The organism is Collinsella sp. AF31-11, from assembly GCF_003475605.1.
Taxonomy (GTDB): Bacteria; Actinomycetota; Coriobacteriia; order Coriobacteriales; family Coriobacteriaceae; genus Collinsella.
The window spans coordinates 45,489-70,522 of record NZ_QRQS01000005.1 but is presented as its reverse complement, the minus strand read 5'-3'; the positions used below and the strand labels follow the sequence as shown (position 1 = coordinate 70,522).

At 61.1% G+C, this 25,034-nt stretch carries 22 protein-coding genes; all 22 read right to left on the bottom strand.

Annotated features, from left to right (window positions below; translation table 11 throughout):
* Window positions 1-171 precede the first annotated feature (171 nt).
* A complete protein-coding gene (locus DWZ22_RS04255) occupies window positions 172-1,893 on the bottom strand; it encodes a proline--tRNA ligase (protein ID WP_233546446.1) in 1,722 nt (573 codons plus the stop codon).
* A complete protein-coding gene (gene ispG, locus DWZ22_RS04250; RefSeq protein ID WP_118405519.1) occupies window positions 1,894-2,976 on the bottom strand; it encodes a flavodoxin-dependent (E)-4-hydroxy-3-methylbut-2-enyl-diphosphate synthase in 1,083 nt (360 codons plus the stop codon).
* Window positions 2,977-2,989: 13 nt separating this feature from the next.
* Entirely contained in the window at window positions 2,990-4,351 is a 1,362-nt protein-coding gene (locus DWZ22_RS04245; RefSeq protein WP_117742731.1) for an RIP metalloprotease, read from the bottom strand.
* A 25-nt stretch (window positions 4,352-4,376) separates the two neighbouring features.
* Window positions 4,377-5,564 carry a 1-deoxy-D-xylulose-5-phosphate reductoisomerase gene (gene dxr, locus DWZ22_RS04240; protein ID WP_118405518.1) on the bottom strand — a complete coding sequence of 396 codons (1,188 nt, stop codon included), beginning with the start codon at window positions 5,562-5,564 and terminating at the stop codon, window positions 4,377-4,379.
* Window positions 5,564-6,463, bottom strand: coding sequence for a phosphatidate cytidylyltransferase (locus DWZ22_RS04235; protein ID WP_233546445.1), 900 nt, complete (start codon window positions 6,461-6,463; stop codon window positions 5,564-5,566). Before DWZ22_RS04235 ends, dxr begins: the two co-directional genes overlap by 1 nt.
* Before the next feature lie 2 nt (window positions 6,464-6,465).
* Window positions 6,466-7,260 (bottom strand): isoprenyl transferase, encoded by a 795-nt coding sequence (locus tag DWZ22_RS04230; RefSeq protein ID WP_118405517.1) that lies wholly within the window; start codon window positions 7,258-7,260, stop codon window positions 6,466-6,468.
* 1 nt (window position 7,261) lies between these two features.
* Complete coding sequence (gene frr, locus DWZ22_RS04225) at window positions 7,262-7,798, bottom strand: ribosome recycling factor (protein WP_118405516.1); 537 nt, start codon at window positions 7,796-7,798, stop codon at window positions 7,262-7,264.
* A 2-nt stretch (window positions 7,799-7,800) separates the two neighbouring features.
* Window positions 7,801-8,523: a UMP kinase gene (gene pyrH / locus DWZ22_RS04220; RefSeq protein ID WP_035138557.1), complete on the bottom strand. Its 723-nt coding sequence runs from the start codon at window positions 8,521-8,523 to the stop codon at window positions 7,801-7,803.
* A 117-nt stretch (window positions 8,524-8,640) separates the two neighbouring features.
* Window positions 8,641-9,510, bottom strand: a complete 870-nt coding sequence (tsf, locus tag DWZ22_RS04215) for a translation elongation factor Ts (protein ID WP_118405515.1) — start codon at window positions 9,508-9,510, stop codon at window positions 8,641-8,643.
* A 45-nt stretch (window positions 9,511-9,555) separates the two neighbouring features.
* Window positions 9,556-10,284: a 30S ribosomal protein S2 gene (rpsB, locus tag DWZ22_RS04210; RefSeq protein ID WP_006236109.1), complete on the bottom strand. Its 729-nt coding sequence runs from the start codon at window positions 10,282-10,284 to the stop codon at window positions 9,556-9,558.
* A gap of 219 nt (window positions 10,285-10,503) precedes the next feature.
* A complete protein-coding gene (locus DWZ22_RS04205) occupies window positions 10,504-11,400 on the bottom strand; it encodes a tyrosine recombinase (protein ID WP_118405514.1) in 897 nt (298 codons plus the stop codon).
* A gap of 20 nt (window positions 11,401-11,420) precedes the next feature.
* Window positions 11,421-12,758 (bottom strand): methylenetetrahydrofolate--tRNA-(uracil(54)-C(5))-methyltransferase (FADH(2)-oxidizing) TrmFO, encoded by a 1,338-nt coding sequence (gene trmFO / locus DWZ22_RS04200; RefSeq protein ID WP_118405513.1) that lies wholly within the window; start codon window positions 12,756-12,758, stop codon window positions 11,421-11,423.
* 14 nt (window positions 12,759-12,772) lie between these two features.
* Entirely contained in the window at window positions 12,773-13,705 is a 933-nt protein-coding gene (locus DWZ22_RS04195; RefSeq protein WP_117742785.1) for a DNA-processing protein DprA, read from the bottom strand.
* Entirely contained in the window at window positions 13,705-15,228 is a 1,524-nt protein-coding gene (locus DWZ22_RS04190; RefSeq protein ID WP_118405512.1) for a YifB family Mg chelatase-like AAA ATPase, read from the bottom strand. The genes DWZ22_RS04195 and DWZ22_RS04190 overlap by 1 nt, the downstream gene beginning before the upstream one ends.
* The gene (locus tag DWZ22_RS04185) at window positions 15,228-15,713 is read right to left on the bottom strand and encodes a YraN family protein (RefSeq protein ID WP_117794427.1); all 486 of its coding nucleotides are present in this window, start codon (window positions 15,711-15,713) and stop codon (window positions 15,228-15,230) included. Before DWZ22_RS04185 ends, DWZ22_RS04190 begins: the two co-directional genes overlap by 1 nt.
* 188 nt (window positions 15,714-15,901) lie before the next feature.
* On the bottom strand, window positions 15,902-16,690 hold the full coding sequence (locus DWZ22_RS04180; protein ID WP_117742722.1) for a ribonuclease HII: 789 nt from the start codon (window positions 16,688-16,690) through the stop codon (window positions 15,902-15,904).
* Between the two features lie 93 nt (window positions 16,691-16,783).
* Complete coding sequence (gene rplS, locus DWZ22_RS04175) at window positions 16,784-17,125, bottom strand: 50S ribosomal protein L19 (RefSeq protein WP_006236098.1); 342 nt, start codon at window positions 17,123-17,125, stop codon at window positions 16,784-16,786.
* Between the two features lie 210 nt (window positions 17,126-17,335).
* Window positions 17,336-20,086 carry a pyruvate, phosphate dikinase gene (gene ppdK / locus DWZ22_RS04170; RefSeq protein WP_118405511.1) on the bottom strand — a complete coding sequence of 917 codons (2,751 nt, stop codon included), beginning with the start codon at window positions 20,084-20,086 and terminating at the stop codon, window positions 17,336-17,338.
* 403 nt (window positions 20,087-20,489) lie between these two features.
* Complete coding sequence (locus DWZ22_RS04165) at window positions 20,490-21,365, bottom strand: pyruvate, water dikinase regulatory protein (RefSeq protein ID WP_118405510.1); 876 nt, start codon at window positions 21,363-21,365, stop codon at window positions 20,490-20,492.
* A gap of 34 nt (window positions 21,366-21,399) precedes the next feature.
* The gene (gene glyS / locus DWZ22_RS04160; protein WP_118256519.1) at window positions 21,400-23,496 is read right to left on the bottom strand and encodes a glycine--tRNA ligase subunit beta; all 2,097 of its coding nucleotides are present in this window, start codon (window positions 23,494-23,496) and stop codon (window positions 21,400-21,402) included.
* A 3-nt stretch (window positions 23,497-23,499) separates the two neighbouring features.
* The gene (locus DWZ22_RS04155; RefSeq protein WP_118405509.1) at window positions 23,500-24,411 is read right to left on the bottom strand and encodes a glycine--tRNA ligase subunit alpha; all 912 of its coding nucleotides are present in this window, start codon (window positions 24,409-24,411) and stop codon (window positions 23,500-23,502) included.
* Between the two features lie 59 nt (window positions 24,412-24,470).
* On the bottom strand, window positions 24,471-25,034 hold the full coding sequence (gene lepB / locus DWZ22_RS04150) for a signal peptidase I (RefSeq protein ID WP_117806302.1): 564 nt from the start codon (window positions 25,032-25,034) through the stop codon (window positions 24,471-24,473).

Sequence of the window (25,034 nt, the reverse complement as noted above, 5' to 3'; positions counted from 1 at the left end):
GATTTATTTCGCATCGGAGGCACAAAAGGGAAACCCCGCAGCTCGCATGGGCCGTGGGGTTTTCCTTTTAGATATCGAGGATGCCACAAGATAAAAGGACGGCCCCACATCTCCCCGATCTGGAGAAATACGGGGCCGTCCCGTATATCGAACTACAAGCGAAATCGCCGATTAGCGGCGGGCAGCCTTAACAAGCTCGGCAACCTTGGCGACGATCTCGTCAATCGCCACGTCCTCGCGCTCGCCCGTGGCACGGTCCTTGAGCTCAACGGTGCCATTCTTAAGACCGCGCTTGCCCAAAACCACCTGATACGGGAAGCCCATGAGGTCGTTATCGGCAAACTTAAAGCCGGGACGCTCATCGCGGTCGTCGACGACGACCTCGATACCCTCGGCGCACAGACCGTCGACGATCTGCTCACAAACGGCAGCGCACTCCTCCTTCTTGGGATCGAGCGGAATCACCGCGACCTCGTACGGGGCAACGGAGACCGGCCAGACGATACCGTGCTCATCGTTGTGCTGCTCCACGACGGCAGCGAGCGAGCGGGACACACCCACGCCGTAGCAACCCATGATAAGCGGCTTCTCCTTGCCGTCCTCGTCCATAAAGGTGGCACCCATGGCCTCGGAATACTTGGTGCCCAGCTGGAACACCTGGGAGACCTCGATACCGCGAGCAGCGGAGAGCGGCTTGCCGCAGTGCGGGCAGGGATCGCCGGCGACGACGGTGACCAGGTCGGCCCACTCATCGACGGTAAAGTCGCGCTCGGGGCAGGCACCGGTAAAGTGGTAGTCGACCTCGTTGGCGCCACAGGCCCACTGCTTAGACTCACGCAGGCTCTCGTCGCACACCAGACGGATGCCCTCGGGCAGGTTAACCGGTCCGATAAAGCCCTTATGCAGACCGTAGGTCTGGAGTTCCTCGTCGGTCATCATGCGATAGCCCTTGCCAAAGACGTGCTCGGCCTTGCAGTCGTTGAGCTCATGATCGCCCGGGACAATGGCCACGACAGGCTTGCCCTCAGCGTCGATGAGTGCCAGCGACTTGCGCGTGCCGTTCTCGGGGAAGCCGAAGAACTTTGCAACTGCCTCGATGGTGCCCATGCCCGGGGTCTCGACCTTGGTGAGCGTACCGTCGCCGGGGCCCTCGGTCACGACAACCTTGGTGCTTGCCGCCTCGTCGTCAGCAGCAAAGCCACAATCGTCGCAGTAAACCAACGAAGCCTCGCCGGCGTCAGCAAGAGCCATGTACTCGACGGAGGTGTCGCCACCGATCTCACCGGAATCGGCGACAACGGGCAGAGCCTTGATGTAGCAGCGCTCGCAGATATTGGCGTACGCCTGCTTCATCTTGTCGTACTCCTCCTGCAGGCTCTCCTGCGTAGCGGAGAAGCTGTAGGCGTCCTTCATGATGAACTCGCGGCCGCGCATCAGGCCAAAACGGGGACGGAACTCGTCGCGGAACTTGTCCTGAATGTGGTACAGATTGACGGGCAGCTGCTTATAGGAACGTAGCTCGTTGCGCACTAAGGCAGTCACAGTCTCCTCGTGCGTGGGACCCAGCACAAACTCGCGGCCGTGGCGGTCATCAAAGCGCACGAGCTCCTTGCCATAGGCATCGATACGGCCGGACTCACGCCACAGCTCGGCATCGACCATAATGGGCATCATGAGCTCCTGGGCGCCGGCGGCGTCCATCTCGTCACGCACGATATTCTCGATCTTGCGGATCGAGCGCCATGCGAGCGGCAGATAGGAATAGAGACCGGCGGCCTCCTTGCGAATCATGCCAGCACGGAGCAGCAGGCGATGGCTCGCAAGCTCGGCGTCGGCCGGATCCTCTTTGAGCGTCGGAGCATACAGCTTAGACATATACATTGCTCGAGTCATTTACTTCTCCTCAATAAGTTTGTCGACCTCGGCCATCAGCGCGTCGACAATTTGGTCCTCAGCTACTTTACCAATGATCTGGCCGTGCGAAAAGAGCAGGCCCTGACCTCGTCCACAGGCAACCCCCAAGTCGGCATCAGAAGCCTCGCCGGGGCCATTGACCGCACATCCCATCACGGCAATCGAAAGCGGCGCCGAATAGTTCTTAAGCCGCTCGGTGACCTCCTCGGCGATTGCGATGAGATTGACCTGGCAGCGCGCACATGTGGGACACGAGACAATCTCGGGGCCACGGCGACGCAGGCCCAGCGACTGCAGAATACCCCAAGCGACCGGCGGCTCCTCAACCGGATCGGCCGTAAGCGAGACGCGCATGGTGTCGCCAATGCCCTCGGAGAGCAGGATGCCCAGCCCCACCGAGCTCTTGATGGTGCCCTGCAGCTTGGTCCCCGCCTCCGTCACGCCCAGGTGGAGCGGAACATGGGGAATCTCGCGCGACAGGGCACGATAGGTATCAAGCGTCGTCTGTACACTATGGGCCTTGGCGGAAAGCACGATATTGGTAAAGCCGCGGTCCTCAAAGTGCCGCACAAAGCGCTCGCTCGACATCACGAGCTTCTCTGGCTGCGTAAGCTCGCCGCGCTCGGCGATATCCTGCTCGAGCGAGCCGGCGTTGACACCGATGCGAATCGCACAGCCCGCAGCGCCGGCGGCGTCGATGACGGCATCGACCTTAGCCCAATCGCCGATGTTGCCGGGATTGATGCGCAGCTTGGCGGCACCAGCTTCGACGGCGCCGATGGCGAGCTTATGGTTAAAGTGAATATCGGCAACGATTGGCACCGGAGACTCGGCACAGATGGTACGGAAGCCCTCGAGCGCGGCTTCGGTGGGTACACTCACGCGCACGATATCGCAGCCCGCCTGTGCCAAAGCGCGGACCTGCCCAAGCGTTGCCAGACCATCGACGGTATCGGTGCAGGTCATAGACTGGACCACGACCGGCGCGCCGCCGCCGATCTGCACCCCGCCCACATGCACGGGGCGCGTCAGCTCGCGCGGCGAAGAATGGGATAGAGACAATCCAAGCACTCCCCTACAGAATAAATCGAAGGATGTCGGAACGAAGCATATAGACAAACAGCAATGCGAAGAGCGCGACGCCCACATAGCTCACGATCGTCTGGACCTTGAGCGGCAGCTCGCGGCCAGCAATCTTTTGAATGATCTCAATTAGCAGCTTGCCGCCGTCGAGCGGCGGGATGGGCAGCAAGTTCATAAAGCCCAGTGAGAACGAAATGAGCGCGGCAAACGACAAGAACGTGATGGGACCGGCAGCAGCTGCCTGCGAGGACATGACGCTAATACCCACGATCGAAGAGGACTGATCGAGGATCTCCATCGTGTGCTGCGGCTGGAGCAGGCGCATCACGCCCTCCGCTGTCTGCGCAACATACGAGAAGGAAAGGCGCGCCGAGGTGATGGGGTCCAAGCGGACCACCTGCGTAGAGGCATAAACGCCCAGACGTTCATCCTCTTTGAGTGCGACCGAGGTCGAGCACTGCTTGCCATCGCGCTCATACTCAATAGCAATATCGTCCTTACCGGCGGCCTTACCGATGGCATCGTAGACGTCCATCCAAGTGGAACATGAGACACCGTCAACCGAAAGGATCGCATCACCGGACTCGATACCCGCCCTGGCGGCAATAGACCCCTCGTCAACCTGACCGATCACGTTGGTATCGATCGGCACGGTGACACCCGCAATGGAATAGATACTCATAAGGAGCAAAAAGCCCGTCAAGATATTGACAATAATGCCCGCGAGCAGCATAAAGGCACGCTTGAGAAAGCCTTGGCCAAGATAGGTGTGCGAACGTTCTTGCGCAAGGAACTCGGCCTCGCCGCACGGCAGCTCCCACACATCGCCCTCGGCAGTTGAATGTTCGCGATCGAAACGGCGACCGTCAAAGGTGGTATAGCCTGCCGTGTCTCGCGGCAGCGTCTGATACTTGGTGGGATAGTAGCTCGGCGAGGGCTTCTCCCCTTCCTCATACCAGGGTGCGATGGAGCCCCAGCCCAGCAATAGGGCGCATGCCTCGAGCACATCCTCCTCGGAAAGCTCGAGCTCGACAGCAAGATCGGCCACGGTCACGCGACCATGACGATAGATAGCCGCGAGCACGCGATCGGCGCACGAGACGTCGGTCGGGTCCATACCGCAGATGGCAGCGTAGCCACCCAGCAGCAGCGGGGTCACGCCAAACTTGGTTCCAATGCGACGCGACGTGTAATGGATGTCAAAGCGGCACGGCAGGCCCAAAAAGAACTCGGTCACACGGACGCCGCAGGCACGCGCCGCCAAAAAGTGGCCGCCCTCGTGCAAAAACACGAGGACGGAAAGCATCAGCAGGCCCCAAAAGACCGATGAGAGAACGCTCAGAACAGTATCCATAAAACGAAATAGCAATCCTTATGGGTTAGGAACGGGTTGCGACGAGCACCTGCACAGCCTTTTCACGCGCCCACGCATCGATGTCGCGAAGCTGCTCAAACGAATCGACCGCCTGCATATCGTGGGCATCCAAGCAGGATTCCACAATGCGATCGATATCGGTAAAGCTGCAGCCATCGTGCAGGAAGGCATCGACGGCAACCTCGTTGGCGGCATTGAGCACGCACGGCATGGTGCCACCCGTCTTGCCGGCACGCTCGGCCAGTGCCAGACAGCGGAAGGTATCCATGTCGGCAGCATCAAACGTGAGCTGCCCCAACTCGCGAAAATCGATACGAGGCGCCGGCGTATCCCAACGCTCGGGATACGAGAACGCGAACTGGATGGGAATACGCATGTCGGAAGCACCGAGATGCGCCATCACGGAGCCGTCGGCGAACTCGACCATAGAGTGAATCTTGGACTGACGCTGCACGACCACGTTAATGAAATCGAGGTCGCAGTTAAACAGATGCATGGCCTCAATACGCTCCAGGCCCTTGTTCATGAGGGTAGCGGAGTCGATAGTGATCTTGGCACCCATGGCCCACGTGGGGTGTGCGAGGGCATCGACACGCGTCACGCAATCGAGCTCGTCGCGCGTGCGGCCAAAGAACGGACCGCCCGAGCAGGTGAGCCAAATACAATGAGCCTCGCGCGGGTTCTCCCCCAGATAGCACTGGTAAATGGCTGAGTGCTCAGAGTCGACCGGAATAAGCTGGCCCGGTTGCGCCAACGGCATAAGCAAGTCGCCACCGACGACGAGGGACTCCTTGTTGGCAAGAGCAAGGCGCTTATTCGAGGTCAAGGCCGCATGGCTCGCCTCGAGACCGGCAGCGCCCACAATAGCGACGAGCACGCAGTCGACATCGTCGCGACGCGCGAGCTCGCAAACCGCCTGCGCGCCAACGCCGAGCTTAGTTCCCTCGGGCAACTCCTGCAGCACGGCGTCATCGCCATGAGCGACATCGGCCACGGCAACCGCCGGAACCGAAAACTCGCGGGCAGCGGCAACGAGCTCCGAGGTGCTGGAATTAACGGACAGCGCCGTCACCTGTAGGCGATCGGCATGCTGGCGGCACACATCGAGCGCCTGGGTGCCGATAGAGCCCGTACAACCCAGGATGGCAACACGGAGGCATCCATCGGGGCCATACGTCGTCTGGAATGACATTACAGCACGCCTCCGATCATCAAAAGCAGCTGCGCGGTAATGCAGCCGAAGATAAGCGAATCGCTACGATCGAGCATGCCGCCATGGCCCGGGATAAGATTGCCGGAATCCTTGACGCCCACGCCACGCTTGATGCGTGACTCGATGAGGTCGCCGATAACGCCCAGGACGGACACGACCACGCCGCACAGCAGCGCATAGGGCAGGCTGAGCTTGTAGAAGTGCGTCGCCCACAGGATGAGCCAAATCAAAACCGAGCCCAGGATGCCACCAACAAACCCCTCCCAGCTCTTTTTTGGAGAGATCTTGGGAACCATCTTGTGCTTGCCGATACGGCTGCCCACGATGTAGGCAAACGAATCGGAGACCCAAAGGGACGCGCAAACGCCCACCGAAAGCAGAGCGCCGGCAAAACCGGGCACGGAATCGCGCAGCAGCACGATAGCCGACAGCATAAAGCCAGTGTAGATGGGACCCATGAGCGTCACGGCCACATCAGAGATGCGGGTACGCGGCGACCAGACATACCAAATGCCCACCGCGAGCATCAGGGCAAAAAGCAGGGCATTCAACAACATCGAATCGCCCAACGCCGACAGCGGAAAGAGCACGGCGGCAGCGATACCCATACGCTCGTTCGCCATCTTGCCATCGAGCCTTGTCATACGGAAAAACTCATAGCAGCACAGACCGCTCATGACGGAAACAAAGATGGCCGTGGGCACGATACCCAAAACCAGGCACAGGATAAAGACGACGGCGTAGACGATACCGGCGGCGGCACGGGTAATAAAGCCCGCCAGCCACGAACCGGTGCCGCTCTTCGCTGCAGGCGCTCCCGCAGTGCCACCTTTGCGCGCAGGCGTCTTGGGAGCAGATCCCTTGGGACGATCGGACACGATTAAGCCTCCTCGGTCTTGTTCAGTCCACCAAACCTACGGTCACGGCCCTGATAGGCCAAAATGGCGTCGACAAGGCCCCAGCGATCAAAGTCGGGCCAATAGGTATCGGTGACGTAGAACTCGGAATAAGCCACCTGCCACAGCAGATAGTTCGAAAGGCGCAGCTCACCAGAGGTGCGAATCACAAGCTCAGGATCGGGAAGACCGGCGGTATAGAGGTGGGAAGCCACCATGTCGTCATCAATTGCGGCAGGATCGATCTTACCGGCGGCAGCGTCGAGCGCAATCTGACGGACAGCGCGGGTAATCTCGGCACGCGCGCCGTAGTTGACGGCAAGCGCCAGCGTCATACCGGTGTGATCGGCGCACTCGGCAAGACCGCGTTCAAAAACGTCGCGGGTCTTCTTGGGCAGCGCGGAAATGTCACCCAAAAAGACGACGCGCACGTTTTCGCGCTTCAGAAGCGGCAGCTCGTCGATAAACGTCTTGGCAAACAGGTGCATCAAGACGTTGACCTCATGCTGCGGGCGGTTCCAGTTTTCGGTAGAAAACGCATAGGCCGAAAGCACGTCGACGCCCAGACGCACGCAGGCGGTAATAATCTCGCGAAGGGAGACGATACCCGCCTTGTGGCCCTCGGTGCGTGCAAGACCGCGCGATGTGGCCCAACGACCGTTGCCGTCCATGATGCACGAGATATGATGCGGAATGTTATTGAGGTCAAGGTCGGAAAAACCGACGCCCACAGGGGCGTCGGCAAAGTACTCGACCAGTTTATGCTCGTCGTATTGCACCTTAGATCTCCATGACCTCGGCTTCTTTTTCCTTCAGAAGCTCCTCGACCTTGGCGACATACTCATCGGTGTGCTTCTGGACCTTGGCCTGCTCGCGACGGACATCGTCCTCGGTGAGCTCCTCATCGCGCTCGAGCTTGTTGTTGAAGTCGCGACGGATGTTACGGATAGACACCTTGGCCTGCTCAGCGTACTCGCGGCACTCCTTGACGAGCTCGCGACGGCGCTCCTCGGTGGGAGCCGGGAACGGCAGACGAACGACGGTGCCATCGGAGTTGGGGGTAATACCAAGATCGGAAGCGCTGATGGCCTTCACGATTGCGTTGACGAGCGCCTTGTCCCAGGGCTCGATGAGCAGCATGTGGGCTTCGGGAGTCTTAACGGCGGCAACCTGGGTAACCGGCGTGGGAACGCCGTAATAATCGACGGTGATGTCGGACAGAATGTTAGCGTTGGCGCGGCCGGTACGGACCTTGGAGAAGTTGTGCTTGAGCGACTCGAGTGACTTGTCCATGTGGGCGGTGATGTTCTCTGCCATGCTTAATCCTCCTGATAGACGAGCGTGCCGACGGGCTCACCCGAAAGCGCGCGCTTGACGGTGTCCTCGCCATCGATGTTGAGGACCAAAATCGGCATACGGTTATCCTGGCACAGTGCCGTAGCCGTGGAATCCATTACCTGCAGACCGCGGACGAGAACCTCGTGATAGGTAATCTTGTCAAAGCGGACGGCGTCGGCACACTTGACGGGATCCTTGTCGTAGATGCCGTCAACCTTGGTGGCTTTAATCAGAATCTCGGCGCCGATCTCGCACGCACGAAGAGCCGCAGCGGTGTCGGTCGTAAAGTACGGATTGCCCGAACCGGCGGCAAAAATAACGACGTTGCCCTTGGAAAGGTGATTGATGGCGCGACGGCGAATATAGGGCTCGCAGATCTCGTTCATCTGGATAGCGCTCATCACGCGGCAGGGAACATCGTTATGCTCGAAGGCATCCTGCAGGGCAAGCGCGTTCATAACGGTTGCCAGCATGCCCATGTAGTCGGCCTGAGCACGCTCCATGCCACCGGCAGCGCCGGCCATGCCGCGGAAAATATTGCCACCACCGACAACGACGCCGACCTCATGACCAACGGCGAGCAGCTCCTTGACCTGCTTGGCAAGATGGTCGGTAACCTTGGGGTCGATGCCATATTGGCCGTCGCCCATCAGTGCTTCGCCGGAAAGCTTCAGAAGCACGCGTTTATATCGGATGTCGGACAAAGCGATCCTCCTTTAATTAGACTTTCAATATGATAACAAAGGCTTAACGGGGAGCCATGAAAAAGCAGGCTGTGAGTAAAACCCACAGCCTGCTCATTACCAGCTACAAGAGCTTATTTACTCGCCACGGACCAGACGGTCAAAGGCAACGACGGTAATGGTGTCGCCGAGCTCCTTGGAGACCTGCTCAGCGTACTTCTTGATGGTGAGGGAGCTGTCCTTGATGAACTCCTGCTCGGTGAGCACGGACTGCTTGTAGAACTTCTCCAGACGGCCGACAGCCATCTTCTCCTGGATAGCCTCGGGCTTGCCGGACTCGGCAGCCTGAGCCATGTAGATCTGCTTCTCGTGCTCGACGGTCTCGGCCGGAACCTGATCGCGGGTGGCACAGATCGGGGCGACGGCGGCAACCTGAAGGGCAACGTCGTGAGCGAAGGTCTTGAAGGACTCAGACTGAGCGGTCTCGGCCTTCTCGAAGGCGAACTCGACGAGGACGCCGATCTTACCACCCATGTGGATGTAAGAAGCGAGAGCGCCGTTCTCGGCCTTGCGGGCGGCGAAGCGGGAGATCTTCATGTTCTCGCCCATGATGTGAATCATCTCGGTGAGCTCGGAGGAAACGGTCTCCTCGCCCATCGGCTTCTCGAGCAGAGCGTCGACGTCAGCAGGCTCGGTGGTAGCGACAACCCCGGCGACCTTGGAAGCAAAGCCGGTGAACTTGGCGTTGGAGCCAACGAAGTCGGTCTCGCAGGAGAGCTCGAGCAGAGCGCCGGTCTTGCCATCCTCGGAGACGAACGAGGCGACAGCGCCCTCGTTGGTCTCACGGCCAGCCTTCTTGGCAGCCTTGGCAAGACCGTTCTTGCGCAGAACGTCGACAGCGGCGTCCATGTCGCCGTCAGCCTCGACGAGAGCCTTCTTGCACTCCATCATCGGGGAGTCGGTCATCTCGCGGAGCTGCTTGACCATAGCGGCGGTAATCTGGGCCATTGTGGTTCCTTTCAAAGAGATGAAAAAGAATTAACTAAGACTGATTTACTCGGCCTTGGGCTCAGCGGCCATCTCGGCCTCGGAGACCTGCTCCTTGCCGGAGCCAGCGAGGCAGGCGTCAGCCATGAGCTCGCACATAAGGGTGACAGCGGAGATAGCGTCATCGTTGCAGGGGATGCCGTACTCGACCTCGTCGGGATCGGAGTTGGTGTCGATCAGAGCGACGACGGGGATGTTCAGGCGCTGGGCCTCCTTGATAGCGTTCTCCTCGCGCTTGGTGTCGATGACGAAGAGAGCCTGGGGCAGACCCTTCATGTCGCGGGCGCCACCGAGGTTGGTCTGGAGCTTGGTGAGCTCCTTACCAAGCACAGCCTGCTCCTTCTTGGGGAGCACCGCCATGCGGCCGTCCTCGACCATGGCCTCGAGCTCCTCCATGCGGTTGATGCGGGAGCGGATGGTGACGAAGTTGGTCAGCATGCCGCCGAGCCAACGCTGGTTGATGTAGGGCATGTTGGCGCGCTCAGCGGCGTTCTTGACGGCCTCCTGAGCCTGCTTCTTGGTGCCGACGAACAGCACGTTGCCACCCTTGGCGACGTTCTTGACGAAGGTGTAGGCCTGGTCGGCGTCGAGGATGGTCTGCTTGAGGTCGAGAATGTAGATGCCGTTGCGCTCACCGAAGATGAACGGCTTCATCTTGGGGTTCCAGCGACGGGTCTGGTGACCGAAGTGGCAGCCGGCCTCGAGCAGGGTGCGGATATTAATCTTGGTAGCCATGTTAAACCTCCTGTGGTTTGCCTCCGCGCGGGGTCATCCTCCAAAACCAACCCGGACATGTGCTACCAAAGCCCGGGCACCACGGTATGAAGTAGCCGCGCGTGCGTGATAAAAACCTGTTGCCGTGAAGCAACCCGATGAATGATAGCAGGAATGCATCTTCCTGCCAACCCGAAATCAAAACCACACACCTGAGTGCGGCGCAGGACGTCCCAGCCACTATTCGCCGCGGGGATGGGCTTGAGCCACGGCCCGCTTAAGCCGATCGGGCGTGAGATGCGTGTAGATCTGCGTCGTGGACAGGCTCGCATGACCCAGCAGCTCTTGAACCGAGCGAAGGTCCGCACCGCCCTCGAGCAAGTCGGTCGCAAAGGTATGGCGCATCGCATGCGGGGCGATGTCGGCCGGAATGCCGGCGAGCGTCGCCAGCGTATGGAACCGCCGCCTGAGCATGGCGGCGCTCATGCGATTGCCGTGCGCCGATATAAGCAGCGGATGCGGCCCGGTAGCGGGGTCACGGCGCTTTGCCCGAGCAAGCAACTCCGGCCTGCCCCCCTCAATATAGAGACGCGTCGCCTCGAGCGCGCGCCGATAGAGCGGCACGATACGCTCCTTGCTCCCCTTACCCCAAAGTCGCAACGTTCGCTCGGACCAAGCGATGGACTCCATATTGAGTGCTGCGAGCTCAGAGATACGCGCGCCGGATGCATAGAGCAGTTCGAGCATCGCCGCATCGCGCAGTCCCGCGGGAGTTGAGGTATCGGGGGCATTGAGGAGCGCCTCCACCTGTTGGTTCGTCAGCACACCGGGCAGATCACGCGGGAGCTTGGGCGAGGAAATTGCCGAGACCGCATCGCCCTCAACGATCCCCTCTGCCGCCATCCACCGATAAAGTGAGCGAATGGCAGACAAGTGCGCCGCAAGGGTCCGAGCCGCCACCTGGTCACGCGACAGCTCGGCCAAATAGGAGCGAACCGTCCGTACGTCGGCGGCACGCGCATCGACGCCTTCGCGCTCGCACCATAAAGCGAAACGCTCCAGCCGCGAAGCGTAGGCGGTCACCGTGTTGGGAGCGAGCCCTTCGACGCGAGCAATATAGGCGATAAACGAGTCGATGGTGTCGTACAGGTCAAAGGCTATGACCGGTCGCCTCCAAACAGATCGGGGCGAGTGGCCAGATAGGCATCAAGAGCCTCGAGCGCACGGTCCGCATAGGCCTGGTAGCGGTCGCGCTTACTGCGGCGCTTGCCGTCCTCGAGCGGCGGCATCAAGCCAAAGTTGACATGCATGGGCTGGTAGCCCACGGTGGCAGGATCGGTCGCATAGCCCACGAGCGCACCCAGGGCGCCCACACGCGGCAACTCGACGCCCGCGGTACCGATAGCCTCGGCATAGGTGTTGAGCGCCGCGAGCAGACCGGTCGCCACGGCCTCCATATAGCCCTCGGTGCCGGTGATCTGACCGGCCAGGCGCACGCCGGTACCGGGCACGGCAAAGGTGCCATCGAGCACGTGCGGGGCGTCGACAAAGGTATTGCGGTGCATGACACCGTAGCGGAAGAACTCGGCGTTCTCCAGACCCGGCACCATATGGAAGACACGCTTCTGCTCGCCAAAGGTCAGGTTGGTCTGGAAGCCCACCAGGTTATAGGCGGTCTTCTCCTTGTTCTCGGCACGCAGTTGAATCGCCGCCCAGGGGCGACGTCCGGTACGCGGGTCGGTGAGGCCGACGGGCTTCATGGCGCCAAAGCGAATGGCGTCCTTGCCGGTGCGCGCAACCTCCTCGGCAGGCTGGCATGCCTGGAACAGATCGCCGCCCTCAAAGTCCTTGAGCACCACGCGGTCGGCCGTGGTGAGCGCCTCGATAAAGGCCTCGTACTCTTCCTTGTTGAGCGGGGCATTGAGGTAGTCGCCACTCCCCTGTTCCTCGTAGCGCGACTGCGAGAACAGCACGTCCATATCAAGCGTCGAGGCATCGACGATCGGTGCCGCGGCATCGAAGAACGCAAGGGCGTCGCCACCGACGAGCTTCATGACCTCTTCGCTCAGCGCCGGCGAGCACAAGGGGCCGGCGGCAATGACCACGTGACCCTCGGGAATCCACATGACCTCGCCGCGAATGATCTCGATATTAGGACGGGCGGCAACCTCGGCCTCGACAAGCTCGGAAAACTTGACACGGTCGACCGCCAGGGCACCACCGGCGGGAACAGCCGCGCGACGGGCGCAATCGAGCAGGACCGAGCCCATGCGCTCAAGCTCGGCCTTCAGCAAACCAGCCGCAGAGTCCGGACGGGTCGACTTAAACGAATTGGAGCAGACGAGCTCTGCCAGGTGATCGGTATGGTGGGCCGGGGAGCTCACCTGGGGGCGCATCTCGCACAGCTTTACGGCGAACCCGCGGTCTGCCAGCTGGATCGCGCATTCCGAACCCGCCAAACCGCCACCGATAACCGTCACCTGATCGAACTGCATCTGCAAACACCTTTCTAATTGACACGTTTTCCATTGTGACCGAAGGGGGTCTGGGCGTGAAGGGCAAACTTGGAGGGCGCATACCTTCCATCCATCATGCGCTCGATAAGACCCTCGAGCTCAAGCGAACCCAGGAGTTTGAGTACGCCGACGGCATCGAGCGAGACGAGCGCCGCGATGTCATCGACCTTGAGCGGAGAGGCGATGAGCGCATGCATCACGGTCTGCTGCGTTGGATCCAGGTCGGCAATACCGGGAGCATCGGGGCGCGAGTAGCGCAGGGTGCCGTAGATGCGTGAAATAGCCATCTCGATAGATTCCTCGTCGATGATGCAGCAGGCACCGTTCGCAATGAGGTAATTCGTGCCACGTGACTCGGGCGATAGGATCGACCCCGGCACGGCAAGAAGTTCGCGCCCCAAATCCATAGCAGCCTCGGCTGTAGAAAACGTCCCGGAAGGCATACCCGCCTCGGATACAAAGAGGGCTTGCGACAGGGCCGCGATCACACGATTGCGGCGCGGAAAGGCAAACTTGCGCGGACCCATGCCCCACGGAGAGATCGACACGATCGCGCCACCCGTATCAAGCGTGCGAGTAATAAGCCCCGCGCTCGAACGCGGGTAAACCACGTCGGCGCCCGTCCCCAGCACCACGACGTGTTTGCCGCCGGCGTTGACCGCAGCCCAACCCGAGGCCTGGTCACAACCGACCGCGCCGCCCGAAACAACCGTCACTCCCGCCTCGACCGCCACCTTTGCCGCAAGCTCTGCCACGGCAAGACCATACGGAGAAGCCTTGCGCGCGCCGATAATGGAGAGCGCAGGCGTCGAAAGCACCTCGGGATTGCCGCGCACAAAGAGCGTCTGGGGTACATCAGAAAGCTCCAAAACGGTCTCGGGATACAACGCGTCACCTGGATGCAGCTCGAAGGTCCCCTCAGCCATCATTGGTCCCTCCTTCCCTGGTACATCGCCGCCTCGAGCACGTGATCCTGCGTCACCTGCTCGCTCTCGGCGACGTCGGCGATGGTACGCGCGATACGCACCAGGCGCACGATGCCGCGGCCCGTGAGATGCGTGCGCTTTGACAGGCCGAGCACACACTTCTCCGCCGCATCATCGAGCTCAAAGGTCGAAACGACGCCGTCAATGGACCGCGTCTCATCATCCTCGGCCTCGGCGTCCGCATCGTCCATACGGGATTCGCGCCAAGCGCGAAAAGCACGACCGCGCAAAACGTAGTCACGCAACTCGGCCGACGACATACCCTCCGCACCCTCGATAATCACTTGGGGGTCGGGACGGGTCACATCGATCATCATGTCGATACGGTCGGCCAAAGGACCGCGCAGCTTTGCCCGATAGCGCTCCACCATCGATGCCGAGCAGCGGCATGGCACCTCGCGATCGCCCAAAAAGCCGCAGGGGCAGGGATTGCTCGCAGCAAGCAACTGAAAGCGCGACGGGAAGGTAAAGGCCCCGTCGACGCGCACGATCCTGACGTAGCCGCGTTCGATGGGCTGACGCAGCGTCTGCAGCACACCCGTGGGAAACTCGGCAAGCTCGTCCAAAAAGAGCACGCCGCCATGAGCCAGGCTGATCTCACCCGGATGCACCGGGCGTCCCCCGCCGATAAGGCCTGCGGTCGAAATACTGTGATGGGGGCTTCGAAACGGCCGATGACCTGCCAATAAGCCATCGATGTTCTCGCCCAAGACCGAATGGATGCACAGCGCCTCCTGTTGATCCTCAACGGAAAGCTCAGGCAGGATGCCGGTCATACGGCGCGCAAGCATCGTCTTGCCCGATCCCGGGGACCCAATCATGAGCAAGCCGAGTTCTCCTGCCGCCGCAAGCGCCATGCCGCGTTTAGCGACTTCCTGCCCCAGTACGTCGGCATAGTCGAGCTCGGGCTCAAAGGTCGCCTCGACGCCCTCAGAATCCAAGTAGTGCCGCGCGGCATCGCCCATACCATGAACAAGCTGAGACAAATGATCGATGAATCCGCAATCCACGCCCGCAAGCGGCACATGCTGATCGGACCTGCCGGCGATAAAGGACAGCCCCATATCACGTGCCAATAGCTGAAACGCCACCTCGCCCTTGACAGGAAGCACCGTACCGTCCAGGCCAAGCTCACCTGCGATAAGACAACGATCGAGGTTGTCGCGGGGAATCTGACCATCGGCCGCCAATACCGCGATGGCGATGGGCAGATCAAAGCCGCTACCGGTCTTGCGAATATCGCCGGGCGCCAGATTGACCGTAATGCCCGAGCGCGGGATCTCGAACCCGGCGGAGCGCATCGCACAGCGAATACGACCGCGCGACTCCATCACCTCCATACTCGGAATGCCGAGCATCTGAATGCCCGGAACGCCGCCGGCAAGCGAGACCTCGACCGTGACGTGAATCGCCTCGACGCCGCGGATGCAGGCCGCGTGTACGGCAAACGTCTCGAACGCCATCACGACACCTGCCAATCGAACGCATTGTACTGATGCTCGATCTCGGCGATATGCCCGCCGCGGATGGTGACGCCCACGGCATCGAAGCGAATCGCCTTGAGCGGATAATGCTCCATGAGATAGCAACTTGCGATGCGGCGATAGCGGCGTTGCTTTTGGGCGTCCACGGCCTCCTCGGGAAAGACCCGCGTGTTGCAATCCAGTGCAACGCGTCTGGTCTTGACCTCGGCCATCACCACGACATCGTCGAGCTCATCGAGCAGCACCAGATCGGCCTCACCCTCGGTGCAACGATAACCCTGCTCCAGCAAGGTGTAGCCGCGCTCGTTAAAGTAGTCGATGGTGATCAGCTCGCCCAGCATGCCCAGCTCGCGGGGGCTGAGTCCCTTGATAAGCTCGGGCGTCATCGCCCCGCAATCGAGCTCGCCGTTTTCCCAACGCTCCTTGAGCTGCTGCGTCTTGCTCTTTTTGCTTGCGGCACTCATGGGTCTCCTTTCCCGCACACTGCATTGCCCCGATGATGAGGGCACCTTTCATGCGGGTAAGTACCGGAAACAAACCAAAAGCTGACCAAATGCCGACAAAAAATGGGCCGTACGCAACAATAACGTTGCACACGGCCCGCTACCAGCAGGTTTATAAAACGCCAGGGGTCCCTTTCTCCACAATTGATCTAGAAAAGACGCTCAGTCTGCAAAAAGTTTCCGCAAAAGCTCACGCGGTGCAGTGGACAAAGTCCATGTTTGCGAATGGCCTCGATATGCTCGGGGCTTGCATAGCCCTTCGACTCGGCCAGATGGTACTCGGGGTACTCGGCGTCGTACTCGACCATCATCTCGTCACGCGTGACCTTGGCCATGATGGACGCAGCGGCGATGCAGGCGATTTTGGCATCGCCCTTCACCACATCGCGCTCGTTAGGAACGGCGCCCAAGGGGTTGCCATCCATGAGGACGCAGTCGGGCTCGAGGCCCGTATCGGCCACGGCGCCCGCGACGGCAGCGCGGATGGCACGGGCCATGCCCATATCATCGATATCCTTCGGCGCGATATGGCAAAAACCGATCGCCGTCGCCACCTCGGCAATCTTCACCGAGAGCAGCTCGCGGCGCGCCGGCGTGAGCTTTTTGGAATCGTTGATACCCCAGACGCGCGGCTCCATAGGAAGACAGACGGCGCACACCGTCAGAGGACCGGCCACCGATCCGCGACCCACCTCATCGACACCAACGACCACCCCATCGCCGCCAAGCTCATGCATAAGCTCGTACATGTCATTGACACGCTCACGCTCGGCAAGCTCTTTGGCATGGCGTTTGAGGGCGCGTTCACAAGCCTTGATCACCTGCTGGCGCGGGTCCTCGCGATAATGCTCCACGAGGGCGGGAATCTCCTCAAACGTAGCGCTCGCCAACTCACCGGCAACCTGCGATGCCGAAACCGAGCTCGTCATGTTGGCCATACCAGGCCCTCCTTGCATGCAAATCAGATAAAAAGAAGGGCCACCCGAAGGTGACCCTTGTGTCCAAACGAGTGGACAGACGCTGCGATCTTCTTAGCGCTTCTCGGGGATGCGAGCAGCCTTGCCCACCTTGTCGCGGAGGTAGTACAGCTTGGCGCGACGGACGCGACCATGACGAACGACCTCGAGCTTGGCGATCTTGGGGCTGTGAAGCGGGAAGGTACGCTCAACACCGACACCGAAGGACATCTTGCGGACGGTGAAAGTCTCGCGGGCACCGGCGCCGGCCATACGGATGACGTCGCCCTGGAAGACCTGGATGCGCTCGCGGTCGCCTTCCTTAATGCGGTAGTGAACCTTGACGTTGTCGGCGACGCGAACCTGAGGAATGTCCTCGCGGATCTGCTGACGCTCGATTGCGCGGATGTAATCCATGTGCAATTCCTTACTCTTCTAGAGGTGCCGTACCACCTTGGCCGGCACGTAGTTGAACAAACGTATTCGAGTATACACGCGCGGGTTTCTGCTGCAAGAACAATTTTTTACGCAGACAAAAAGACAAAACCCGCACATGATAACCGCCCGCCTCACGAATGAGACGGGCGGCATGAAGGGGGGCTACACTAGGCGTCTACACCCAAAACGTTAGGCAGAACGCTTGGCCTCGAGCTTGACCTGAGCGGCGGCCAGGCGCGCCAGGGGCACGCGGTAAGGCGAGCAGGACACATAGTCCACATCGGCCACGTTGAACAGGCCCTTGATAGACTTAGGGTCGCCGCCGTGCTCACCGCACACGCCAAAGTGCATGCCGGGGTTGGTGGCGCGACCCTTCGCCACGGCCATACGCACCAGCTCCAGCACCGCCGAGTCGATGGTCTCGAAGGGGTTGTCCTTCAGAATCTTCTTATGCATGTACAGCGGGATGAACTTGGCCTCGGCGTCGTCGCGCGAGAAGCCAAAGGTCGTCTGGGTGAGGTCATTGGTGCCAAAGCAGAAGAAGTCGGCGTGCTGGGCGATCTCGTCGGCGACCATGCAGGCGCGCGGTAGCTCGAGCATCGTGCCCACGGGAATGTTGAGCTCGACGCCCTCCTCGGAGGATACCTCGGCGATGACACGCTCGATGACCTCGCGGGTCTGGACATGTTCGGCCGTGATGGAGACGAGCGGAACCATGATCTCGGGGCGTGGGTCGACGCCTTCCTTGATAAGGCGGGCGGCAGCCGTGGCCACAGCGCGGACCTGCATGAGCGGCAGATCGCCAAAGACGACGGACAGGCGCACGCCGCGCAAGCCCAGCATGGGGTTCGACTCGACCATGCCGTCGATACGACGCAGGCGGGCGCGCAGGGCAGTGAGCTCCTCCTCGGGAGCGCCGGCGGCCTCCTTCTTGGTGATGGCGACCTCGAGCTCGCGAGGATTATCCAAGAACTCGTGCAGCGGCGGATCAAGCAGGCGAACGACCACATCGCGACCGGACATGGTCTTGAACATCGCCAAGAAATCCTCAGTCTGGACCTTGAGCAGATCGGCCAGGGCCTGCTGCTTCACAGCCTCGTCGTCGGACAGGATGAAGCTCTGGATAATGTTCTTACGGTCGCCCAGGAACATGTGCTCGGTGCGGCACAGGCCTATGGCCTCGGCGCCAAACTCGAGCGCGAGCGCGGCATCCTCGGGGTTGTCGGCGTTGACGCGCACGTGGTTGGCGTGACCGTCGGTCTCGTCCAAGCGGATCTCGTCGGCCCAGGACAGGATGGTGTCCAGATCGCCGGTGAGCTCAGCGGAGACCAAATCGACAGCGCCATCGACGACGATGCCCTGAGTGCCATCGATGGAGATGATGTCGCCCTCGTGCAGCACGCGGTCGCTGCCCTCGATGCGCACGACCTTCTCGGCCGCGTCGATATGGAAACGCTCGACACCGCAGACGCAGGGGGTACCCATGCCACGGGCGATAACGGCGGCGTGGCTCGTCTTGCCACCATGGCTCGTCAAGATGCCCTCGGCGGCAACCATACCCTTCAGGTCATCGGGGTTGGTCTCCCAGCGGACCAGAATGACCTTATGGCCCTCGGCAGAACGCGCGACGGCGTCATCGCTCGAGAACACGACCTCACCCACGGCGGCACCGGGGCTGGCGTTAAGGCCGTGTGCAAGCGCCTCGTACTTCTTAGAGGAGTCGAACTGCGGGTGCAGGAGCTGGTCGAGCTGCGCGGGGTCGATGCGGCTCACGGCCTCCTCACGGGTGATGAGGCCTTCCTCGACCATCTCGATAGCGATGCGCAGAGCGGCGGTGGCGGTACGCTTGCCCACGCGGGTTTGGAGCATCCAGAGCTTGCCCTGCTCGATGGTAAACTCGATGTCGCACATGTCACGGTAGTGATCCTCAAGCGTCAGGAAGACACGCTCAAGCTCCTCACCTGCGGACTCGAGGCCCGGGGTGGTCTTGAGGTCGGCAATGGACTCGGTGTTGCGGATGCCGGCGACGACGTCCTCGCCCTGGGCGTTGACCAGAAAGTCACCGTAGAACTCCTTGGTGCCGTCGGCCGGGTTGCGCGTAAAGGCGACACCGGTCGCCGAGGTCTCGCCCTTATTGCCAAAGGCCATAGCCTGAACGTTGACGGCGGTGCCAAGGTCGTCGGAAATGCCGTGCTGCTTGCGGTAGATGCAGGCGCGCTCGTTCATCCAGCTGCCGAAGACGGCCTGGATAGCAAGGCGCAGCTGGAGCTCCGGATCGTGCGGGAAGACAGGCTTGCCGTCGGCGACCTCGAGCTCGGGGTACAGGGCGGCCTCGACGTACTCGGAGAAGATGCCCTTGAACGTCTCGACGAGCTCCTGCAGATCCTCGGCCGAAAGCTCGGAGTCGACGCGGGCGCCGGCGACCAGGCGGGCCTGGGTCAGGGCATTCTCGAATAGGTCGGCGTCAACGCCCATGACAACGTTGGAGAACATCTGGATAAAGCGACGGTAGCTATCCCAGGCAAAGCGCGGGTTTTGCGTCTGGGCGATGAGACCCTGAACCGAGTCGTCGTTGAGGCCCAGGTTGAGAACCGTGTCCATCATGCCGGGCATGGAAAACGGAGCACCCGAGCGAACCGACACGAGCAGCGGATCGTTAGCGTCACCAAGCTTCTTGCCGCAGCGGTCCTCGAGGTCTGCCTCGGCGGCAACGATCTCATCGAGTGCGCCCTCGGGCCAGACGTTGCCGGCACCGGAGTACTCAACACAGGTCTGGCAGGTAATGGTAAAGCCACCGGGAACCGGCAGACCGATGCGGCTCATCTCGGCAAGGTTTGCGCCTTTGCCGCCAAGCACGAAGTTCATGGATTTGTCGCCCTCAGTGACACAGGTGCCCTGGGCGTCGGTTCCAAAACGGTAAACCCTCTTGCAATCGCTCACGATACTTCCCCTTCCATGCGCTTACGCGCACGACCGTGGTAACGAATCGACCCGCCGGATGCGGGCCGTGAGGGAACTATACGGCGGGTTTTGAGCGGGCTTGAGCAGAGGATGCGCGGTTTGGTAAACGTGCTAAAACTGGCGGTAAACGGTAGGTAAAGGTGGTTACCTTATGAAGATACCAATGCAAGTAACTTGCAGGTCAAAAGCGGTAATAACTGCTAAATCGCTTTACCATAATCATGCATTATTTTGAGGTAGTCTCTTTGGGTGGCTAATTTGGGACGGGGCTATTTTAGCTACCCCACACGGGCGTTCGGCCCCAAGCCGTATCCGGATTATGGGTAGCTAAAATAGCCCCGTCCCAAATTAGCTACCCAAACACAACCTTGTCCCAAATGGGCTACGTTTGTTGGGCCCGACGGGCGGCGCGGCGTGCGCGGGCTTCTTTGATTTCCTCCAAATGGCTAATGATCTCGGAGGCGCTCTCCTCGATCGCCTTACCATCGGTACGCACCACAAAGCAGCCCAGGCGCTTCATGAGGGCACGGGCTTCCTCAAGCTCGCTGCGCACGCTCTCAGGCTCGGCATAGGAGCCGGCGACAGCGCGGGCGTAGTCATCACCCAAGCGGCTATCGCGAATCTCGGAAATCACGTCGACGGTCGAAATCAGACCGAACAGCCGCATCGGGTCGACCTCGTAAATCGACTTAGGCGGCTCCATGCCATGGGCCAAAGGAACATTGGCGACTTTGTAGCCCTGATAGGCCAAATACATCGACAGTGGCGTCTTGGACGTGCGCGATACGCCCAACAGCACGATATCGGCACCCGACAGATCATCGCACCCGCGCCCGTCATCGTGCTCAACAAAATACTCCATGGCCTCGATGCGATGGAAATACCGATCATCAGTCTTATGAATCACGCCCGCAACGCCCTTGGGTGCAACGCCAATAAGCGACGAAAGCACGGCGAGTGTCGGGCCGATCAGGTCGACCGAACGGATATGCAGCATACCCAGGTAATCGAGGACGCGGGCGCGAAGCGCCGGATCGACAATGGTGTGGAAGACGGCAATGTCGCGATGGTCCGCGTCGACACGCGGACCCACAAACGACTTGACCTGCTCCACCGAGGTCACCTTGGGCAGGCGCAAGAGACGAAAAGCCCCTTCATCAAATTGCCCGGACGCCGCAAGCACCACCTCACAAGCGGTATCGCCGAGCGAATCGGAGATAACGATAACGGTGGGACGAGCGGTGACCGGGCAATCCATGCGGGGCTCCTTTTGCGCTTATGCGCAGGCTGGCTTACTTTTTGCGGGCAAGCTCACCGATGTTGGCGATGCCGGAGAAAACGGCCTCGAAGCGGTTGAGCAGCTTAAGGCGATTATCGCGAAGCTGCTCGTCCTTGTCCATGACCATGACCTCGTCGAAGAAGCGGTCGATGGGGGCACGCAGGGCGGCGAGGGCAGCAAATGCGGCCGGGTAGTCCTCGGCAGCAAGGGCGGCATCGACAGCGGTCTGAGCAGCCTCGGAGGCGTCGGCGAGCGCGAGTTCGGCCTCGCCCATCAGGGCGCGGTCGTACTCCGCACCCAGCTCGGGCTTCGAGATATGCGCGGCACGGGCATAGGCGGTAGCCAGGTTGTCGAACGTCTCAGCGTCGTTTTTGCGGGCCTCGTCGAGGGCGGCGCAGCGGGCGAAGAAGACGGACGGGGCGATAATGTGCACCGCGGAGACAGCGGCAACGGTATCGGCCGGGATCTTTTCGTCGCGGGCCATGCTCACCAGGCGGCCATGGAAGAAGTCACGAACCTGCTGGGCGACCTCGGCGGCGTCGAACTCAATGCCCTGCTCACTGTAGAGTTCGAGGGCAAAGTCGATGAGCGACGTGGGGTCGATCGGCAGACGGTCGCGCAGGATGTTGATAATGCCGATAGCGGCACGACGCAGCGCGTAGGGGTCGGAGGAGCCGGTCGGGGGCTCGCCGATGGCAAAGATACCGGCGATGGTATCGAGCTTGTCGGCGCAGGCCACGATGCAGCCAGCGGTGCCCTCGGGCAGCTCGTCACCGGCAAAACGGGGACGATAGTGATCGCGAATAGCATGGGCGACCTCGTCGTTCTCCCCCATCGCGGTCGCGTAATAACCGCCCATCACGCCCTGCTGGCTCGTGAACTCGACGACGGCGTTGGACACCAGGTCTGCCTTGCACAGGTGTGCGGCGCGAGCAGCGTCGGCGGCAAGATGGGCGCCCAGGTGAGCCTCGCGGGCGATAGCGAGCGCGAGCTGCTCGATGCGCTCGGACTTGGCGAGCACGCTACCGAGCTTCTCCTGGAAGGCAACCTTGGACAGACGCTCACGGAACTCGTCGAGGGAGATCTTCAGGTCCTCCTCGTAGAAGAACTTAGCGTCGTCCAGACGGGCGCGCACGACGCGCTCGTTACCGTCGATCACGCGCTCGGCGTTCTCGGGCTTGCTGTTGGAGACGACCACGAACTCACGCGTCAGCTTGCCCTCCCCGTCATAGATCGGGAAGTAGCGCTGGTTGGTGAGCATGGACTCGCAGATAATCTCGTGCGGGACCTTGAGGAACTCCTCGTCGAAAGTACCGACGAGCACCGTCGGCCACTCGCAGAGGTTAATGACCTCCTCAAAGACCTTCTTGGGCGTATCGACATGGCAGCCGGGGCGAGCGGCCTCGACCTCGGAGATACCGGCAAGGATGGCCTCGCGACGGCGCTCGGCAGAAAGCACGCCGGCGTCCTCGAGTACCTGCTCGTAGGCGGCGGGGCTGGCGACAACGTGGTCACCGGGGCCGAGCACGCGATGGCCGCGCGTGGTGTTGCCGCTCGTCACGTCGGCAAACGACACGGGCACAACATCCTCGCCCAGAAGGCAGCAAATCCAGCGGACCGGACGCACGAACGTCGCGTGCTCGTGGCCCCAGCGCTGGGAGCGGTAGTTGGGCCACTGCAGGCCGGCAATGGTCTTCTCGCACAGGGCCGTCAGGATCGGGGTTGCCGGTGCGGAGGGAATGTTCTTCTCGGCAAAGACATACTCGCGACCATCGGTATCCTCACGACGGACCAGGTCCTCGGCAGCCACACCGCACTTGCGGGCGAAGCCCTGGGCGGCCTTGGTGGCGTTACCGTCAGCGTCGAAGGCGATGTTTGCCGCGGGGCCACGCTTGACCTCGTGAACCTCATCGGTCGCGGTGGCGACGTCGGCCACGAGTGCAGCCAAACGACGCGGACTCGAGATCACGCGGACCTCGCCGTGGGCCAGACCGGCCTCGTCGAGACCCTTGGCGATCATGGTGCCAAGCTGCTTGACGGCATTGTTCAGCGGTGCGGAGGGCATTTCCTCCGTACCGATCTCAAACAGGAAATCCTTAGCGTCTGCCATGGCTTACGCCACCTCGCCTTCCTGGTTGGCATTCTCGTTGACTCCGGCGACCTCGGCCATATAGGCCTCGCAGCACGCCTTGGCGACGGCGCGGACACGCAGGATGTAGTTGGCACGCTCGACCGCAGACAGAGCGCCGCGGGCATCGAGCAGATTGAAAGCGTGGCTGCACTTCATGACGCAGTCGTATGCGGGCAACGGCAGCTTGCGATCCAGGCAGGAATGGCACTCGGCCTCGTAGTCGTCAAACTTCTGACGCATCATCTCGACGTTGGCGACCTCAAAGTTATAGGCACTGAATTCGCGCTCGTTCTCGAGGAACACGTCGCCGTAGGTCATGGGCGTGCCATCGGGCAGGTAGCTCCACACCAGATCGTAGACCGAGTTGACGCCCTGGGCGTACATGGCGATACGCTCCAGGCCATAGGTAATCTCGACGGGCACGGGGTCGACCTCGATACCGCCCACCTGCTGGAAGTACGTAAACTGCGTGACCTCCATGCCGTTGAGCCAGACCTCCCAGCCAAGGCCCCAGGCGCCCAGGGTCGGGCTCTCCCAGTCGTCCTCGACAAAGCGGACGTCATGGTCGTTGGGGTCCAGGCCAATGGCGGCCAGCGAACCCAGGTAGAGCTCCTGGGCGTTGACCGGCGACGGCTTGATGAGCACCTGGAACTGATAGTAGTGCTGCATGCGGTTAGGGTTCTCGCCGTAGCGGCCGTCGGCGGGACGGCGGCAAGGCTGCGCATAGCAGGTGCGCCACTCGGCGGGACCGAGCGAGCGCAGCGTGGTCGCGGTATGGAAGGTACCGGCACCGACCTCGGAGTCATAGGGCTGCATAATGACGCAGCCCTGCTCGCCCCAGTACTGCTGGAGGCGCAGGATGATGTCTTGGAAGGAAAGCGATGAAGCGTTCATGCCTCTAATATCCCCTCGTCGAAACGATTACACGGTTAGGTACTGTACTATAGCGGTTTTTAGTCGATAGCGCCGATGCGGTTGAGCGGCCAGTAGCGCACAAGCGCCACAGCGATCAAATCAGAGCGATCGACGGGACCAAAGTAGCGCGAGTCGGCAGAGTTTTCGCGGTTGTCGCCCATCACCCACACGCACCCGTCGGGAACGGTGTAGGGATAACTCACCTGGGCGGCGGGCGCCTGGACCGAAAGCGGCCAGCTCATGCCGGTCGTATAGTCCTCATCGAGCGCCTGGCCGTCGACGACGACCTTGCCGTCCTGAAGGTCGACCGTCTGACCGGCCGTGGCGATGACGCGCTTTACCAGCACGTCATGCTCGGACGTGGCATCGGGGTTATGGAACACCACGATATCACCCTGTTTGACGGGCTGACCGAGCTCGAGGCTCACCTTTTGTGCCAGGATCTGGTCGCCAATCTCGATCGTGTCCTCCATGGAGCCGGTGGGCACCACAAAGGGCTCGACCACAAAGGTGCGGATCAGGAAGGTGGCCACGAGCGCGATTGCGATGACCGCGATCCACTCAAAAGCGCCCCTCAACGCGGAATGTTGCGTAGGAACCAT